Genomic DNA, 17,241 nt, shown 5'->3' with positions numbered 1-17,241 from the left:
GCAAAACTCAGCCTAAATTTCCATTGAAATAGGCCGAGTTCTGTATGTTCCCATTATTTTTTTAACTGATCAATTAGCTCATCATATTTTGGGCTATTTAAAAAGTTTTCTACCGAAATATGGTGCGCATTTGGTGATTTTTCTTTTGCTCGACTTGTTAGATCTTTATGCGTGATAATAACTTCTGCATCTGCAGGAAGATTACTAATAGCTGTATTCGTAACAGAAACATCTAGACCTGCTTGCTTCATTTTATTTTTCAATATCGAAGCTCCCATTGCACTTGATCCCATACCCGCATCGCAAGCAAATATGATATGGTGTACGTTTGATAATGAGCTATCTTGTTGAGTTTCTACCATTTTTCCAACTTGTATAAACTCTGCTGCTCTACTTTCTTTTCCTTTAAGAGCTGAAGTTTTTTCTGTCGCCTTCACTAGATCCTCTTCGCCAGTATCTTTTGAAGATTTTAAAATGACTGCAGAGATAATGAAAGATACTGCCGTTGCAACTAATACTCCGAGTATTACACCTATATAATTACCCTTTGGAGTTAATGCAAGAATGGCAAAGATACTACCTGGTGATGGTGCTGCAACTAAACCAGCCCCAAATAATTGCAATGTAAATATTCCAGATGCTCCCCCAGCAATTGCAGCTACTAGTAGAAGTGGTCTCATTAAAATATATGGGAAATAAATTTCATGTATTCCACCTAGGAAGTGAATAATAATTGCTCCTGGTGAAGTTTGTTTTGCTATTCCCTTTCCAAAGAACATGTACGCAAGTAAAATTCCAAGTCCTGGTCCTGGGTTTGATTCTAGTAAGAATAGTATTGATTTTCCTGCACTAGCAGCTTGTTCAATCCCTAATGGACCTAAAATCCCATGGTTAATCGCATTATTTAAGAACAGCACTTTTGCTGGTTCTATGAAAATACTTGCAAATGGTAATAGATTTGCATCAAAGATAAATTGAACCCCTGACGCAAGCCAGTCCGTTAATGCATTAACTGCAGGACCTATCAACTTGAAGGCGACTAATGTTAGCCCTCCACCAATAATCCCTGCTGAGAAATTATTCACTAGCATCTCAAAGCCCGGTTTAATTTTACCTTCAATCAATTTATCGAACCATTTTATTGCTATACCACCTAATGGTCCAACTATCATCGCACCAAGGAACATTGGTATAGTCGCCCCAACGATGACCCCCATCGTTATGGTTGCACCAACTACTCCTCCTCGTAAACCATGAACAAGACGTCCACCAGTAAATCCGATTAAAATAGGTAGTAAATAAGTAATCATCGGGCCAACTAATTCCGCAAAGTCTTCTCTTGGAATCCAACCCGTTGGTATAAATAATGCCGTAATAAGACCCCATGCGATGAATGCGCCGATATTCGGCATAATCATCCCACTTAAAAAACTACCAAATCGCTGTACTTTTACTTTAAAACCAGTACTTTCCCTCTGCTCATTCGTCATCTTACAATCCCCCTTGTTTTGAATGTAAAATATTCTCTTATTAATGTAATAGTAAAGCGTTTACATTCAATATTCAATCAATTGAAAACGCTATCATGTCTTCTTCTTTGTTGCCATATGTACACTTGATATCATTCATATGTTTATAAGTCTTTTCATATGATGCTTCTCTTGTCTCTAATACCATCATTCATAAGACAATTTAAAAAAACCTTAGCTTCCTTTAAGTGAATCTTGTCTTTACTATTTTCAGAGTGCTTTGGACGAAACATCGACTACACTATCACCGACGGAATTTTTGTGGATTGAGAAGTGACTGCGTAAAGACACAATGCATTTGGTTTGGATAATGAGAGATTAGATGCTATCCTACTCTTTTAAAAGCGGACGAAGATACAATTTCGTCCGCTCAGCGCTTCTTTATCAATTTCATATACATTCTCATTAAAAAAAGTCGTACAAGTAAAATGAGTCCTTTACTCGCACGTTTTTTTTGCATTAATCAGATTTTATATTTCCTATTCTCTGAAATATTTTCTTATTTCATCTACTTTACTGATTAACTTTCCACGAAGATTTCCTAACCATGCTGGATCATCCTCGCCAGTACTACTCTCCATTGATCGTAGTAGTCTTGCAAATTGATATAGCTTGGAAAATCTTAAAAACATAGGAAACAGATCTATATCTTCTTCACTCAATTCTTTCTTAGTACGATAGCCTTTTAAAAAAGCGTTTATTCTTTTCTTGGATGCTGGTTGTTCACTTTCCAATTCGTCTGTTAATGCAGTCACTACATCTTGTGCAAACCAATGATACATCGAATCATCAAAATCGATTATCTCGAAAGTTACATCTTTTGCGTCATAAAACAAATTGTCCAATTGAAAATCATAATGTATTAAGCCATACGTATTTTTGGAAACAAGAAGTGAGTGTAGCCAATGGGAAATTGTATGGTACTCCTTCTTTGCCTCGTCTTCTAGCGGATGATGGTTAAGCACATTTTTTATAAAAAGTAATGTGTCTTGCCAGCTCTTCCTTTTTTTATTTTTAATTTCATAATTCATAGACAAGTTATGGAGGGTGGCTAACGATCTTCCCCATTGCTCTAGTTGAGAGTCTAGCAAGTCTTCCTCTTCATCAAGATGAGTACCGCTGGCTGCACTGAATACTACACCAAAATATCCCCCGTCCGAAGTCTTAACAGTTTCAATAAAGTTGTTGTTTAACGAAAGAATTGGTGAAACGCAAGGAAAATTATTTTTCTTCAAATATTCCATAAAATCAAGCTCTTCCTTAATTTGTTCTAACGTGTTCTCATCCTCAAAACTAAATCGTAAAAAGAACCTTATTCCTTTTCTTTCAAATGCACAAACAAAGTTTGAACTTGCACGCCAGAATATAAGTGTCCCTTCATCATGTTTCCAATGTTGTAGAAGACTTTCGGCTACCTCTAAAGACGAGAACCCCGCCTTCATCGTACTCAATTCCATCATCTTGTTTTTTCCTCCCGTTGCATAAAGAGGACTTAGCTCGTTAAGAAACAAGCCCTCTCATTTGCAAATTATTTTGAAGTAGATATTCTATCAAAATAATGTCACCCCTTCCCCATTTCGGCACAAAAAGCCTTACTAAAAATAACATTACCATATTCATCCTTTTAAAAAAACGAAAATAATCAAACAATTTCTACAACTTTAATTTTTAGATTTTTATTTCGTCATGGCTTTCGCTTTGCAATAGTAAAATGAATTAATAGCATATATTCTTAGGAAGGGGATGCAAAATTTGGCAACGAAACCGGGGCAATTGAAAGCAGGCGATACAGTTGGAATCGTTACACTAGGAAGTCCTTTGGGAGCAAGCGTAATAAATGAAGGAATTCAGACACTACGCAATATGGGCTTTAATGTAATATTAGGGGATTATGTATATTCATCGAATGGATTTCTAGCAGCGACTGCTCAACAGAGGGCATCGGATTTAATGAAGATGTTTGCAAAAAAGGAGGTTAAGTGGATCTTGCCTACTAGGGGAGGTGTTGGTGTATCAGATATATTGCCTTTCCTAGACTTTTCACTTATAGCTCGCAATCCTAAAATTGTCTCGGGTTACAGTGACATTACCGTTTTACAGAATGTTTTGTTCGAATATGCTTACTTAATCTCTTTCCAAAGTCTCCTCCTACTTGACTTTAATACAAGAACTCCGGCTTATAATTTTAACCAATTTTTTGCTGCCACATCAACAGTAACTGCTCCTTGGGGAATTTACAACCCTCCTGAAATACCGCTTGTAAGCAAAGTACCTGGAAACGTTACTGGCCCGATCGTAGGAGGAAATCTAACTTCTTTCATAGGTACTCTAGGTACATCTTTTGAAATCAATACAGCGGGTAAAATTATCGTATTGGAAGAAACGCATGAACCAGTGAATACTGTTTATAGGTATTTACAACATCTATTTTTGGCGAAAAAATTTGATGATTGTATTGGAATTATTATGGGAGATTGCACAAAATGCGAAGCCGCTTACGGAAAAACATATGATGATATAATAAACGAGTTCTTGGTTCCTTTAGGAAAACCTTTAATGACTAACCTTGCAACCGCACACGGAACTTACAAAGCAACTGTCCCGATTGGTGCTACTTTGAATTTGAATACGTATAATAATACATTAACTGTCATGGAGCCAGTAGTGAGTCCATGAAAATGGGAAGATTAATACCAATACACCTCATTGGAGCATGAAGCCAGTGAGTTTTTTTATTTATGTTAAATACACTAAACAAAAAGTAAATACAACTATACAATGCAAGGAAACAAAGAAAATCTCACCAATTAATTGGCGAGATTACATCTCCTTATTATAATTCTACTACTTGTGGTTCATCCCCTTTTGTGTTCATAAGTCGAATCTGTGTTGGGGTTATTTTTAAAATAATCAGATTTGGATCTTCTGGTCCAGTAAACCAACCTTTTAATGCTTTATTCCATACCTTTTCTTTTAAGCCCTCCCTATCTGATACTTCCACCATGCCTTCAATTTCTAAAAAGGAATCTCCAAAGCCTTTGCCATCATAGCCTAAAAGAATATGGGTGTTTGGATTTTGTTTAACTTCTTCTACTTTATGTGTTTTTTTACTTGTAGCGGCATACATGATGAAATCTTCATTAAAGAAAGTCATATAACGTGAATGCGGTTTATTTTGCTGAATTGTTGCCATCGTTCCAATCATGTTATCGTTCAATATTTTAAGCGCTAATTCTTTTGCAGTTTTTGTCATTTTTATTCCTCTCCTTATGAATTACCTCCTTCTTATTATTCCTCTTCCAATCTAATTTAAACATTCGTCTTTTAAGAAATTACCATGTCTTTAAAAATTTCATGGCACTCTCTCGTCCCTTTGTCAGTAAATCATTTTTCATCTTTTCACTTAAATCAAACTGTGTAGCCCCATAGTCATCCACTGGTATGAAAATAATATTCTTTTCATGTTTTCTAGAAATATATCTTTCATCATGTGCATTTTTCATTGTCGAGAAAAGTGCTTCGAACAATTGCAATCCATTATTTATTTTATATCCCGGAAAATCATCCGAATTCCCATTTAACTTTAAACCAAGAATCGGACGCTCTTTATTTCCATTATCAAAAATCCACATCGGAAAGTTACTAAGTACTCCTCCATCCACGACAATTGTATCCCCTGATCCAACTTTCAATCTGACAGGTTCAAAGAAAAAGGGAATTCCGCAGCTCATTCGTAATGCCCGAGCAATCGGAAAGCTATTTTCTGATACTCCATAACTTCCTAGATCATCTGGAAGAACGATCAACTTGCCATTCGTCAAATCTGATGCCACGAGCTTTAATGTTCCTGGCTGTAAATCAGAAAATGTATACACGCCTTTTATCGCCAATTTTTCTAAAAACCAGTTCTCTAAAACTTTACCTTGGTATAAGCCTAGTCGCCAATACAGATTGATCCACTTCATAAATGGAATCGGTAGAATTGTTTTCCTTGGATCTAGAAAAGTTACCGTATCCAGTTCATCCAGCATTTCTTTGATTTCCTTACTGGAAAACCCTGCTGCAATGAACGCTGCAAGAATAGCTCCAGCACTGGTTCCAGCAACACGCTTGAATTGATACCCCTTTTCTTCCAACACTTGGTAAGCTCCTACTAATGCGAACCCTTTTAATCCACCTCCTGAAAACACCCCATCTATTAACATTGAATCTCTCCCTTTTTCTTGTCGCTATTACACTGTAAGAAAAAAGAATGAAATTTAGAACATAAATCGACAATGACTTATAGTTGCTTGTCAAAAACCTGCATAATTTAATAAAGAGCTAAACCAATAATTCCGCTAATTTAAGCCTTTTAAAAATTATTATTTTGTTATTTACAAGTCGAAATAACAGGAGTATTATTGGGCTCAGCTTCAAATTTCTATACCGCTTAATCCTTATGGAACGGGGGAACCAACTATACGTGATATGCATGTGTCACATGGGGTGAGTCCTACAATCTTAGGTAGGGATAATCTTTTGTCCCAAACCCGACAGCTAACCTCGTAAGCGTAAAAAGAAAGGAAGAGAAAGAATGATATCTGCTGTCAAACGATTTTTAATAGGTCGTCCTTTAAAGTCCTCTGCCTTAGGAGAACAGAAGCTTAATAAAACAAAGGCTTTAGCCATTCTGTCTTCGGATGCTCTATCATCCGTTGCATATGGTCCGGAACAAGTTTTACTCGTTTTAATGACTGTGAGCACTATTGCCTTTTGGTATTCAATCCCTATTGCCGTTGGAGTGCTTATCCTCCTATTTGCGCTAATTTTGTCGTATAGACAAATTATATTCGCCTATCCACAGGGCGGAGGGGCTTACATTGTTTCGAAGGAAAACCTTGGGGAGAATGCGGGATTAATAGCGGGTGGATCTTTATTGGTCGATTATATCTTAACTGTGGCCGTTAGTGTATCAGCAGGTACAGATGCCATTACTTCTGCGATACCAAGCTTACATGAGCATAATGTAGTTATTGCAAGTGTTCTCGTTGTGCTTATTACAATATTAAACTTAAGAGGTTTAACTGAATCTGCTTCTATTCTTGCATATCCTGTTTATTTATTTGTATTGGCATTGTTTGTATTAATAGGGGTTGGATTTTTCCATATAATAACTGGTAACGCTTCACCTGAACTGCATGCTCCACTCGGAACACCAGTTACAGGTATTAGCTTGTTTTTGATACTGAGGGCATTTGCATCTGGTAGCTCCGCCTTAACCGGAGTGGAGGCAATCTCCAATGCCATCCCTAATTTTAATCATCCTGCTCCAAAAAATGCGGCAAAAACCTTAGCCATTATGGGCTCTTTACTTGCTGTAATGTTAGTCGGCATCGTTTTTTTGGCATATTACTATGGAATCGTTCCTAAGGGCGAGGAAACCGTGGTTTCACAAATTGCAGCTGTAACATTTGGAAGAAACTTTATCTATTATTTTATACAGGGAACAACGGCATTAATTCTTGTTCTTGCTGCTAATACGGGGTACTCAGCTTTTCCTCTTTTAGCTTTTAACCTTTCCAAGGATAAATATATTCCAAGCATGTTTAAAATGAGAGGAGACCGTCTGGGATATTCCAATGGGATTATCACGCTGGGCATCACTTCCATTCTTCTCATTATTATTTTTGAAGGTCAGACTGAACAACTAATTCCACTTTATGCGGTAGGTGTATTTATTCCATTCACTTTATCTCAAACAGGAATGCTCGTGAAATGGTTTCGTGAAAAACCTAAAAACTGGGTTGGTAAGTTGTTGATTAACTTTGTTGGGGCCATCATTAGCTTTACAGTTATGATGATTTTTTTCATTACTAAGTTTGGGCAAGTGTGGGCGGTGTTAATTTTCATTCCGGTTTTGATTTTTATTTTCCATAAAATTAAAAATCATTATGAATCGGTTGGTGAACAATTAAGTGTATCTAATAATTCACCAATAAAACCAATAGAAGGAAACGTTATTATTGTCCCTGTTGCTGGAATTACTCATGTAGTGGAGAACTCATTGAACTATGCAAAATCATTAAACCCAAAACAAATCCTTGCTGTTTATGTTGCTTTTGATCGTGAGGATGAAAAAAGGCTAGCAGAAAAGTGGAGTAAATGGCAACCCGATGTTAGACTGGTCACTTTATATTCACAATATAGAAGCATCAATTATCCATTGTCTAAATTTATTAGTAAAGTGGAGAATAAAGCATATGAATCGAGCTATACAGTAACCGTTTTAATCCCTCAATTTATCCCGAAGAAAGGTTGGCATAATATTCTCCATAACCAATCAAGTTTGCTTATTAAAACAATCCTGCTTTATAGAAAAGATGTTATTGTTACAACCGTACCTTATCATTTCAAAAAGTAATTAGAAGTAAGAAAAGCGCAAGCGCCCTTTAAGTGCACCTTGTCTTCTCTATTTCTAGAGTGCTTTGGACGAAACATTTGCTACACTATTACCGCGGGAATTTTTGTGGATGGAGAAGTGACTGCGTCACATCTCCATCCACTTTTTTTCGATAATCTTGTGGCGGATGTTTGTCCGTCGCCTTCTTGAAATTTGTAGAGACAAGGTGCGTAAGGTTAGGTTAATGAGAGATTAGATACTTTCCTATTCTTTTAAAAGCGGACGAAGATGTAATTTCGTCCGTTCATCGCTTCTTTATAAATGGGTACTACTTATTTTTTCCCTAGTATCATTGATCATAAAGATACACAGGTAGAAAGAGAAGCTATTCTACAGTTTTTTGCAAAAAGATGCACCACCTCTCTGGTATGTTTGTCCTTCACTCAAAATAGCAAAAAGAAAATGCATTCATCGATTATAATGAATGCACTTTCTTTTTGTTTTGATGGAAAATATTTTAATATTTTTACCTTCCATCCCTTATCGTTTGGGTTCTATAAATTTAACCTTGATGGACTATTTTTAGCAATTGGCTTGTCTTTATTTTCGTTATCATTGTTTTTCTTTGCTTTGTTATTTTGACCCTTTACTTCTAAATCATCGGGACTAAGATCGTATCCAAACCCATATTCTTCACGGTCTAATGATTTTCTCGGATTTTTATCTTTTGTCATGAACTTTCACCTCCATGAAGAATAAGTTGTGCAAATAGAAAGGTTTTATTCACCGTTAAATTCTATTTGTATTTCTTTCGTTTTCATAGAACTCTCATACCAATTTAATAAGACATTATAATCTGAATTAAGAATATCTGCAGTTTGGATTTTTAACATGTGATTGTTTAGCCAATTAAAACTTGTAATTGGCCAAATCGCATTATCTATATAGTTATTTGCTACTTCATTATTTATCGCTGTTAATAATTTCATTCTTCTTAAATCAACTGCTAAAAGATTATTTCTGAGGACTTGATTTCCTTCGTTTTGTCCATATAGAAATACAGCATAATTTGGGTTAGGAGACTGTTTAGCCTCCATAAATATACTATCGTATCCTAATGCAATACTCGATAAAATCTCATTTGAAAGCTTTATGAGTAGTGTAGAGTATAGTTTTGTACCGCAACTGTATTTTAGTAGTATGTAGGTACTTCCATCTGAATCATGAAAATCTAAAAAGTCATATAAAGTACGTTGAATTTCCAAGTTTCTATTACTTTGTTCATTTAGATATTCTTCATAAAGTGGAATGGATTTAATCGGTATCGAAATTTCTTTGCCTTCTTGTTCGAATAAGAATAGTTCCTCATCATTAACTTTATTTAAACTATCGACTTCTTCTTTATTAGTGATTCCAATTTCTTTCTGACTATAAAATAAAACAACGATTACAATCAAAGTAAGCATTGTGACAATACTAATAAGTATTGCCTTTTTCTGCCTCATAACGCATCCCCAATTTTTCTTATATAATGTTAAACCTTTTCATCTTCTCATCTAGTAACTGAAAAACTTGCTTCACTTTTTCTTTTGGGAGTGTCGCATATTGATCACCAACACTGACTTCGTAATTACATGTTCCATCTATTGCTTCTCTTAAATAACTAGTTAAGCCTACTCCTGTTAACTCATATAATTCAACTAGAACAGATTCCACTTGCTCTTTCGGTCCTTGATAATGAACATGGAACATATTAGACACAGGTACAAGTGGCATAGTTGATATTGCATGACACGAATTGAAAAGTTCAGCAAGCTCTTTCGCATTGTTATAGTATTGCTGCATTTTTGGTAATTTCTCATCGAAATAATAATTAGAACTTACAATATACGGATAAAGGCTAATTAAATCGCCACCGTGGCGTCTTTTCCATACTTTCGATTCTTCGGTAAAGGCTTTGTCCCCTGCGAGAATAGCTCCTGCAATTCCACCAATTCCTTTGTAAAAAGAAATATATACGCTATCAAAAAGACTACAAACTTCAGCAGCAGACTTTTGATAATATGGAAGAATTTCAGGAAGTCGCGCTCCATCTAGGTGCAACTTTATGCCTTTTTCACGGCAATAACTTGATATTTCTTCAAGTGTTTCATAGTCTGGTAATTGACCGCCAATCTCACGTTGTGGCAATTCAAGCAATAAACAAGCAATTTCCTCATTCATATTCAATACATCATCCAACTCTATTAATCTATCTTTACCGGCTAACAATACAGGCTCAATATGATGTAATTCCTTTAACCCACCTTCCTCATGAATCTCAAGATGGCATAATGGATGATACGCGACTTTCTTTAATCCTTTTTTATCGCACCATATACGTAAAGCTATTTGTTGAGCCATTGTACCACTAGGGAAAAATACAGCTGTTTCTTTTCCTAAATACGCTGCCATCTTCGCTTGAAATTCCTCGATAATCTTGCCATTACCGTATACATCACTATCAGTCTGCCCATCAACCTCATGTAATACATCCTTCAGTATTTGAATATTTCTCTTACCGTGACCAGCAACTTTATATATTGTATTTTTAAATGCTTCTATTAAAAGATTTGTTTCGTTCATTTTATCTGTCTCCTTCCATTTTTTGAATAGTTGAAATATGTTTAATTGTACCGTATTTTTTAATAGAAAAGTACTAATGCCCTACACGATACAACTAATGAATTTTTTTAAGAAGTTTGTTTTCGTTTAGTAAGGGAAGAATATGAATATGACTATTAAAAGGAGGAATTCCATGACAACCGATAAATATGAACAGATTCATAAAGAGATTTCTGGGCAAACACAAAACCAGCAACCTGGTATAGAAGAAGAAATGACACCCGCTCCTATTTTTGATGACAAGGACTATATAGGTTCAGGAAAATTGAAGGGAAAAGTAGCGATTATTACAGGGGGAGATAGTGGAATTGGCCGAGCTGTTTCCATTGCATTCGCCAAGGAAGGGGCTAATGTCGCTATTGTTTATTTGGATGAAAATGAAGACAAAGATGCTGATAAAACAGTGAAACTAATAGAAGATTATGGAGTTAAAGCATTTAAAATCAAAACCGATTTAAGTGATGATGAAAACTGTCAACGTGTTGTGGATCAAGTAATCCAACAATTTGGTTATATTAATATTTTAGTTAATAACGCCGGCAAGCAATTCCCTACAAAGGATTTTTTAAAAATTACACCTGATCAATTACAAGAAACGTTTTCAACAAATATTTTTTCCATGTTTTATTTAACGCAAGCCGTGTTACCTCATATGAAAAAGGGCGACACAATAGTAAATACCTCTTCCGTTACGGCATATAATGGGGCACCTGAACTTATTGATTATTCCGCGACGAAAGGTGCTATTACTACTTTTACTCGATCTCTTGCACTAAATTTAATAGAAAAAGGAATTCGCGTAAATGCCGTTGCACCTGGCCCCATATGGACTCCGCTGATTCCTGCCACTTTCAATAAGAAGAAAGTTGAAAAACATGGTGATGACACCCCTATAGGTAGATGCGGTCAACCTGCTGAAAATGCTCCAGCTTATGTATTTTTGACCTCATCAGATTCCAGTTATATGACTGGACAGACCATCCATGTAGATGGAGGTAACTTTGTCGGATCTTAAATAACTTTATAACGTAGCTTTTCGCCTTAGCAATAAGCTGCTTTTTTAGTTTGTCGTGTTCGCTTACTAGTCTGTCTCCTTCAAGCCCCAGATTGTCGCGTTCAGCCATTTTATGTAATCTGTTTGTGAAACTAGAGAGTTACGATACCACTCAAAAGAAGAAACGACATTCCATTAATAACAGAATCTTACCCTACTTTCCCGTCACGAGAATCGAGAAAATATGGTATAATTTTACTGTAAATGCTTCTAATAATTTTAGAAAAGAGGTTTTCAGATGGGTAGAGTTGTACATTTTGAGATCCATGTCAATGAAATGGACCGGGCTAAGAAATTTTATGGGGAAGTTTTTGGGTGGAACTTTGAAGATTGGAGCGATTTTGCAGGAACTCCTTATTTTGGAGCGATTACAGGGAACAAAGAGGAAATGGGGATTGATGGAGCTTTAATGCAGCGTAGAACACAATCACCTGAAGGCGGACAATGTGTGAATGCATTTGTTTGCACTATACAAGTGGAAGAATTTGATTCGACAGAAGCAGCAATTCTAGCTCATGGAGGCACAATTTCAGTTCCTAAACATGCATTGACGGGAATGGCATGGCAAGGATATTTTACGGATACAGAAGGAAATATTATAGGTATTCACCAACCAGATGAAAATGCCAAATAAGTTTTGGTGACAGTGACCAACACTATCCTATTTATTTAACTTTTTGTCCGTAAAAAATACCCTTGATCAATATACTGATCGAGGGTATTTGCTTTAGTAATACTTTTCTTGAGTTCAAATGAATTTAATGTAATATTGAAAATCCTTATTGTCAGTGTTGGCCTTAATACCACGGAACCTCATGTTGTCTATAATTCATTGGATACCCAGAACCAAAATTTTAGATACCAGATTCTAACACAATCCAGAATTCAACGCTAGCTTGGTACCCTTCACACATCGGATTCCAGTTATATGACTGGCCAGACCATCCATGTAGATGGTGGTGATTTTGTCGGATCTTAAATAACTTTAAAACGCAGCTTTTTTGGTTTGTCGTTTTCAATGGTAAATTTATCGCTTTCGAGTGGGGGTTTGTTGCGTTCACTACTCTCCCGTAAATTTTTTAAAAGCTAATACTGCGTTATGCCCACCGAAGCCAAAGCCATTGGAAAGTGCATAGTTTATTTCTGTTTGAACAGCCTTGTTTGGTACATAATTCAAATCGCATTCTTCATCAGGAGTTTCGTAATTAATAGTAGGAGGAGCAATATCTTCTACTATGCTTTTTAGTGTGATGATTGCTTCCACTCCACCCGCAGCTCCGAATAAATGACCTGTCATTGATTTTGTTGAACTCACCATTAGATTATAGGCATGCTCTCCAAACACAGTTTTAATGGCTTTTGTTTCTGATTTGTCCCCTTCTGGTGTGCTCGTTCCATGTGCGTTAATATAATCAATGTCCGTAGGATCAATTTTTGCCATACCTAACGCCAACTTCATAGCTCTTGCTGCTCCGTCGAAATCAGGAGATGTTATATGATAGGCATCTGTTGTAGAGCCATAACCTACTATTTCTCCCAAAATCGTTGCGCCTCTTTTTTTAGCATGCTCAAACTCTTCCAACACTAAAATGCCTGCCCCTTCGGACATAACAAAACCATCTCGAGCTCGATCAAAAGGACGGCTCGCTTTTTGAGGGTCATCATTCAACGTCGACATTGCACGCATTCTCGAAAAACCTGCAAAAGATAGCGGGTTTATAGATGCTTCTGCTCCCCCTGCAACTATGGCATCTGAATAGCCATGCAAAATATTTAAATAAGCTTCTCCTATTGCATGATTTCCTGTTGCACAAGCAGAAACGGGGGAAAAACTTGGTCCTTTAAAACCTAATTTTATCGCAATAATGCCTGTTGCCATATTACTAATCATCATTGGCACCATAAAGGGAGACACTTTTCTTACCCCTTTTTCTATTAAAAGATTGTGGTTTTCAAGGACTGTATTTATTCCTCCAATACCAGATCCAACATAAACACCTATTCGGTTCATATTAGCATTTTCTATATCCAGTTTCGATTGATCAATCGCTTGTTTTGCGGCAGCATAAGCGTACTGTGCGAACAAATCATATTTGCCCAATTCTTTTTTATCAAAGTAATTTTCCGCTTGGAAATCTGTTACAGTCCCAGCAATTTGTGTGTTTATTTCTTTAAACTCATCCGCTTCCAGTTTTTTAATCCCACTTGTACCTTGTTTAATATTATCCCAAAGTGTATCAACGTCATTACCTAGAGGTGATACTACTCCATATCCTGTTACAACTACTCGTCTCTCCATTTCAGATCCCCCTTATTTTCTTCACGTTTTACTTATTTCAACATTCCCAATTATGAGTAGTTTTAATTGATCAAATACTGTGGAGAATAAATCTTCTCCTACAACCCTTTTATATTGAAGAGCTCCTTTTACACTTGCTATTAGTAGTGAAGCCAATGCCTTTGTGTCGTTTGTTGTTCGTAGTTTTCCTTCGCTATTTAGTTCATCTAGAAACTTTTTAACATAACTTATTTCTAATTGGCTCAATTGCTGTACACTCTCTTGTATCTGTAAAGGCAAATAGTGAAAATCTGCCTGCAAAGATGAGATGGGACATACTTCATTCATTTCAATTTGTTTTGCTCTTCTTGAAATGAATTCCCAAAGCTTGTCCTCCAAACTTATTTGTTCGTTATCTACCTTTATGAAAGTAGCGTCTAATCCTTCTTTTATTTTCGTACAAACGGCAATGCCTAAATCCTCCTTTTTCTCAAAGTGATAATGGATACTTGCTTTTGTTACCCCAAGCTCTCTTGATAAGTCATCATAACTAAAAGATATATAACCCTTTTCTCGAATATTCCTAAGTGCTAGTTTAATAATTTGTGATTTTCTGTTTTCCATATTTAAATATTAACTTACTAGTAAGTAAGTGTCAATTTCATACAAAAACAAGATTCCACTCAATCGGAATCTTGTTTGTTTACTACCCTATATTGACATTGAAGTTCTTTTTATAGTTTGGCTTACAACGTACTTTTAGTAATCTTTTTCCCGTCAAATGAATAGAGTGTTGATTTGTCTTCAACAGTTGTCTCCATATGCACAGGGCGTCCCCATAACTGATTAATATAAGGAAGTACATTTTCTAAATAGCGTGTATCCAGTTCAGTTCCCTCATATCCATGTTTTAAATACAGTTCTCCGTTTCGCGAATAGTCTCCATCTTCCACTACAATATACGGAAAACTTCCATTGACTCGCATGGAAACGAGTTGGTCTCGTACATGCTCATAGTCTTTATCGGTTATTTGGTAGTTTCCAGCCTTTTTTTCAAACAAATATAGATCTTCATGTTTTACCAAGTCTTTCGTTAAATAGTTTCGAATAAAGGATATATCCGATTCAATTTCTCTTACTTCAAACATTTTCTCCCGACCCGAGTTAGGCTTTACCCCTAATCCTTTCATTTCTTCCGTAGGCTGATCATATCTTTTTTCAATGTCTTCAAATATTTTCAACCCCAAATAATAAGGATTAATACTTGTCTGCGATGGCTGAACCACATTTGCATTTAGTTTTGCAAATTCGATCGTTTCATCCGAGGTTAGATTCATCTCTCTTAGAATTCGTTGATGCCAATAAGAAGCCCAACCTTCATTCATAATCTTCGTTTCTAATTGCGGCCAAAAATAAAGCATTTCTTCCCGCATCATCGTTAAAATATCCCGTTGCCAATCTTCTAATTCACGACTATACTCTTGAATAAATAACAGTAAATCTTTTTCGGGATTTGGGGGAAACTTTTTTCTTTTAGGAACAGTTAACTTTTTTTCGTTTGCTGATTGATCCATGCTCCATAGATCATCGTATGGTGTTTTACGTACTGTTTCTACGTCTTCTTGTTCAGAATCATAGTCTAGTTTAGGTCTTATAATGGAGGGATCTATATGCTCTTGAATAGCAAGGACTGCATCTAGAAAAACTTCAACCTCTTCTTTACCATGAATCATTTCATAATCCGCAATTCTTTCTGCAGTTGCCGTCATACTTTCCACCATATCTCGTCTTGTATTAGAAAAACGTACATTATTCTTAAAAAAGTCACAGTGAGCAAGGACATGAGCAATAATGAGTTTATTTTGAATGAGACTATTCGTATCAAGCAAAAATGCGTAGCAAGGATTCGAATTAATAACGAGCTCGTATATTTGACTTAATCCAAAGTCATACTGTACCTTCATTTTGTGAAATTGCTTTCCAAAACTCCAATGCGTAAATCGTGTCGGCATGCCATACGCACCAAATGTATAAATAATGTCTGCAGGGCAGATTTCATATCGCATAGGATAATAATCAAGTCCGAATCCAGATGCAATTTCCGTAATTTCAGCAATTGCATGATGAAGCTTCGTATCCATTAAATGATTCCCCTCCATCTAATTTGGGACTTTAAAAAGACTTTTCAGAGCTTCATATACATCGCGATTTTCTTTTAACACATAATAACGAAACTTTGGATTTTCGAGTTTTTTATAGGTGTTCATTAACGTAGAATATCTACTATGCGCATTTACTTCCCCGTATCCAAACATGCTGGAAACTTCCATTAGTTCATTTACAAGCTTGATACATTTCTCATTATCACTTGTCATATTTTCACCGTCCGAAAAGTGAACGGGATAAATATTGAAACGTGCGGGATTGTACTTTTCAGCAATAAGCTCTAATGCTTTTTGATAAGCTGATGAACAAATAGTCCCTCCACTTTCACCTTTTGAAAAAAAAGCCTCTTCTGTTACAACTTTTGCTTCTGTATGATGGGCAATAAATTCAATTTCAACCGTCTCGTATTTAGATCGTAAAAACCTAGTCATCCAGAAAAAGAAACTTCTTGCGCAATACTTTTCAAAAGCTCCCATCGAACCACTTGTGTCCATCATAGCGAGAACAACTGCTTTGGATTCAGGTTTTGTCACTTCGTCCCATGTTTTAAAACGCAAGTCATCGTTATGAAGCGGTGAAATTTCCGCTTTTCCTTTCATCGCATTACGTTTAATAGCTGTAATAATCGTCCGCTTCTTATCTATATTTCCCATAAGCCCTTTTTTCCGAATATCGTTAAATTCCACTTTATCGGTTGTAATTTCCGCTTGTTCCTTTTGCTGTAAATTCGGTAATTCCATTTCTTTGAATAAAATATTTTCTAATTCAGCAATGGTTACTTCTGCTTCATAATAATCCTTCCCTGCTTGATCTCCTGCCTGTTTCCCTTGCCCTGCCCCACTTCCCCCACTGCTAGGATCGCGAGCAATAATCTCTCCTACTTGACTATCGCCATCTCCTTGACCAACATGTTTTGTTTTATCGTGGTTATAACGAATCTTGTATTCATCCAATGAACGAATGGGTATTTTAATTACTTCTCGTCCGTTCGACATGATAATACTTTCTTCACTGATTAAGTCTGGCAAATTGTCTTTTATTGCTTCTTTTACTTTATCCATATGACGTTCCTGATCTTGATAACCTTTTCTGTGCAAAGACCAATTTTCTTGTGAGATGACATAATGATTTTCATTTTTTTCATTCATTTTCATCGACACCTGCCTAT

15 protein-coding genes and 1 riboswitch are annotated in these 17,241 nt (G+C 36.1%); of the genes, 4 read left to right on the top strand and 11 right to left on the bottom strand.

Going from position 1 to position 17,241, the window contains the following annotated elements; genetic code table 11:
* Positions 1–53 precede the first annotated feature (53 nt).
* Together PB01_RS02180 and PB01_RS02175 are read right to left on the bottom strand one after the other, a co-directional pair.
* Positions 54–1,490: a PTS mannitol transporter subunit IIBC gene (locus PB01_RS02180; protein WP_151698655.1), complete on the bottom strand. Its 1,437-nt coding sequence runs from the start codon at positions 1,488–1,490 to the stop codon at positions 54–56.
* A 518-nt stretch (positions 1,491–2,008) separates the two neighbouring features.
* Positions 2,009–2,989 carry a phosphotransferase enzyme family protein gene (locus PB01_RS02175; protein ID WP_151698654.1) on the bottom strand — a complete coding sequence of 327 codons (981 nt, stop codon included), beginning with the start codon at positions 2,987–2,989 and terminating at the stop codon, positions 2,009–2,011.
* 292 nt (positions 2,990–3,281) lie between these two features.
* Between PB01_RS02175 and PB01_RS02170 the strand changes: the two genes are divergently transcribed.
* Positions 3,282–4,205, top strand: coding sequence for a S66 peptidase family protein (locus PB01_RS02170; protein ID WP_151698653.1), 924 nt, complete (start codon positions 3,282–3,284; stop codon positions 4,203–4,205).
* A gap of 157 nt (positions 4,206–4,362) precedes the next feature.
* On the opposite strand, the gene PB01_RS02165 is transcribed toward PB01_RS02170, so the two are convergent.
* Together PB01_RS02165 and PB01_RS02160 are read right to left on the bottom strand one after the other, a co-directional pair.
* Entirely contained in the window at positions 4,363–4,782 is a 420-nt protein-coding gene (locus PB01_RS02165; protein ID WP_151698652.1) for a pyridoxamine 5'-phosphate oxidase family protein, read from the bottom strand.
* A 79-nt stretch (positions 4,783–4,861) separates the two neighbouring features.
* On the bottom strand, positions 4,862–5,734 hold the full coding sequence (locus PB01_RS02160; RefSeq protein WP_151698651.1) for a patatin-like phospholipase family protein: 873 nt from the start codon (positions 5,732–5,734) through the stop codon (positions 4,862–4,864).
* Between the two features lie 214 nt (positions 5,735–5,948).
* Positions 5,949–6,099, top strand: a riboswitch (cyclic di-AMP (ydaO/yuaA leader).
* A 6-nt stretch (positions 6,100–6,105) separates the two neighbouring features.
* Between PB01_RS02160 and PB01_RS02155 the strand changes: the two genes are divergently transcribed.
* Entirely contained in the window at positions 6,106–7,932 is a 1,827-nt protein-coding gene (locus tag PB01_RS02155) for an APC family permease (protein ID WP_151698650.1), read from the top strand.
* A gap of 533 nt (positions 7,933–8,465) precedes the next feature.
* Here the strand turns inward: PB01_RS02155 and PB01_RS02150 are convergent.
* Genes PB01_RS02150 through PB01_RS02140 form a run of 3 tightly spaced genes read right to left on the bottom strand, consistent with a single transcriptional unit; the run spans position 8,466 to position 10,536 of the window.
* Complete coding sequence (locus PB01_RS02150; RefSeq protein WP_151698649.1) at positions 8,466–8,645, bottom strand: hypothetical protein; 180 nt, start codon at positions 8,643–8,645, stop codon at positions 8,466–8,468.
* A 45-nt stretch (positions 8,646–8,690) separates the two neighbouring features.
* Positions 8,691–9,416 (bottom strand): hypothetical protein, encoded by a 726-nt coding sequence (locus PB01_RS02145; RefSeq protein ID WP_151698648.1) that lies wholly within the window; start codon positions 9,414–9,416, stop codon positions 8,691–8,693.
* 19 nt (positions 9,417–9,435) lie between these two features.
* Positions 9,436–10,536 carry a threonine aldolase family protein gene (locus PB01_RS02140; protein WP_151698647.1) on the bottom strand — a complete coding sequence of 367 codons (1,101 nt, stop codon included), beginning with the start codon at positions 10,534–10,536 and terminating at the stop codon, positions 9,436–9,438.
* A 172-nt stretch (positions 10,537–10,708) separates the two neighbouring features.
* Between PB01_RS02140 and PB01_RS02135 the strand changes: the two genes are divergently transcribed.
* Together PB01_RS02135 and PB01_RS02130 are read left to right on the top strand one after the other, a co-directional pair.
* Positions 10,709–11,590, top strand: coding sequence for an SDR family oxidoreductase (locus PB01_RS02135; protein WP_151698646.1), 882 nt, complete (start codon positions 10,709–10,711; stop codon positions 11,588–11,590).
* A gap of 277 nt (positions 11,591–11,867) precedes the next feature.
* Positions 11,868–12,263 carry a VOC family protein gene (locus PB01_RS02130; RefSeq protein ID WP_151698645.1) on the top strand — a complete coding sequence of 132 codons (396 nt, stop codon included), beginning with the start codon at positions 11,868–11,870 and terminating at the stop codon, positions 12,261–12,263.
* A gap of 426 nt (positions 12,264–12,689) precedes the next feature.
* Here the strand turns inward: PB01_RS02130 and fabF are convergent, their stop codons facing one another.
* The 4 genes from fabF to yhbH all read right to left on the bottom strand — a co-directional run bounded on the left by fabF (position 12,690) and on the right by yhbH (position 17,221).
* The gene (gene fabF / locus PB01_RS02125) at positions 12,690–13,928 is read right to left on the bottom strand and encodes a beta-ketoacyl-ACP synthase II (protein WP_151698644.1); all 1,239 of its coding nucleotides are present in this window, start codon (positions 13,926–13,928) and stop codon (positions 12,690–12,692) included.
* A gap of 21 nt (positions 13,929–13,949) precedes the next feature.
* Positions 13,950–14,531: a TetR/AcrR family transcriptional regulator gene (locus PB01_RS02120; RefSeq protein ID WP_151698643.1), complete on the bottom strand. Its 582-nt coding sequence runs from the start codon at positions 14,529–14,531 to the stop codon at positions 13,950–13,952.
* 122 nt (positions 14,532–14,653) lie between these two features.
* The gene (locus tag PB01_RS02115; protein ID WP_151698642.1) at positions 14,654–16,048 is read right to left on the bottom strand and encodes a SpoVR family protein; all 1,395 of its coding nucleotides are present in this window, start codon (positions 16,046–16,048) and stop codon (positions 14,654–14,656) included.
* Positions 16,049–16,066: 18 nt separating this feature from the next.
* Complete coding sequence (gene yhbH / locus PB01_RS02110) at positions 16,067–17,221, bottom strand: sporulation protein YhbH (RefSeq protein WP_151698641.1); 1,155 nt, start codon at positions 17,219–17,221, stop codon at positions 16,067–16,069.
* Positions 17,222–17,241: the final 20 nt, after the last annotated feature.

The organism is Psychrobacillus glaciei (genome assembly GCF_008973485.1).
GTDB lineage: Bacteria > Bacillota > Bacilli > Bacillales_A > Planococcaceae > Psychrobacillus > Psychrobacillus glaciei.
Note: the sequence above shows the minus strand (reverse complement) of the source record. Positions and strands in the feature narration are given on the sequence as shown.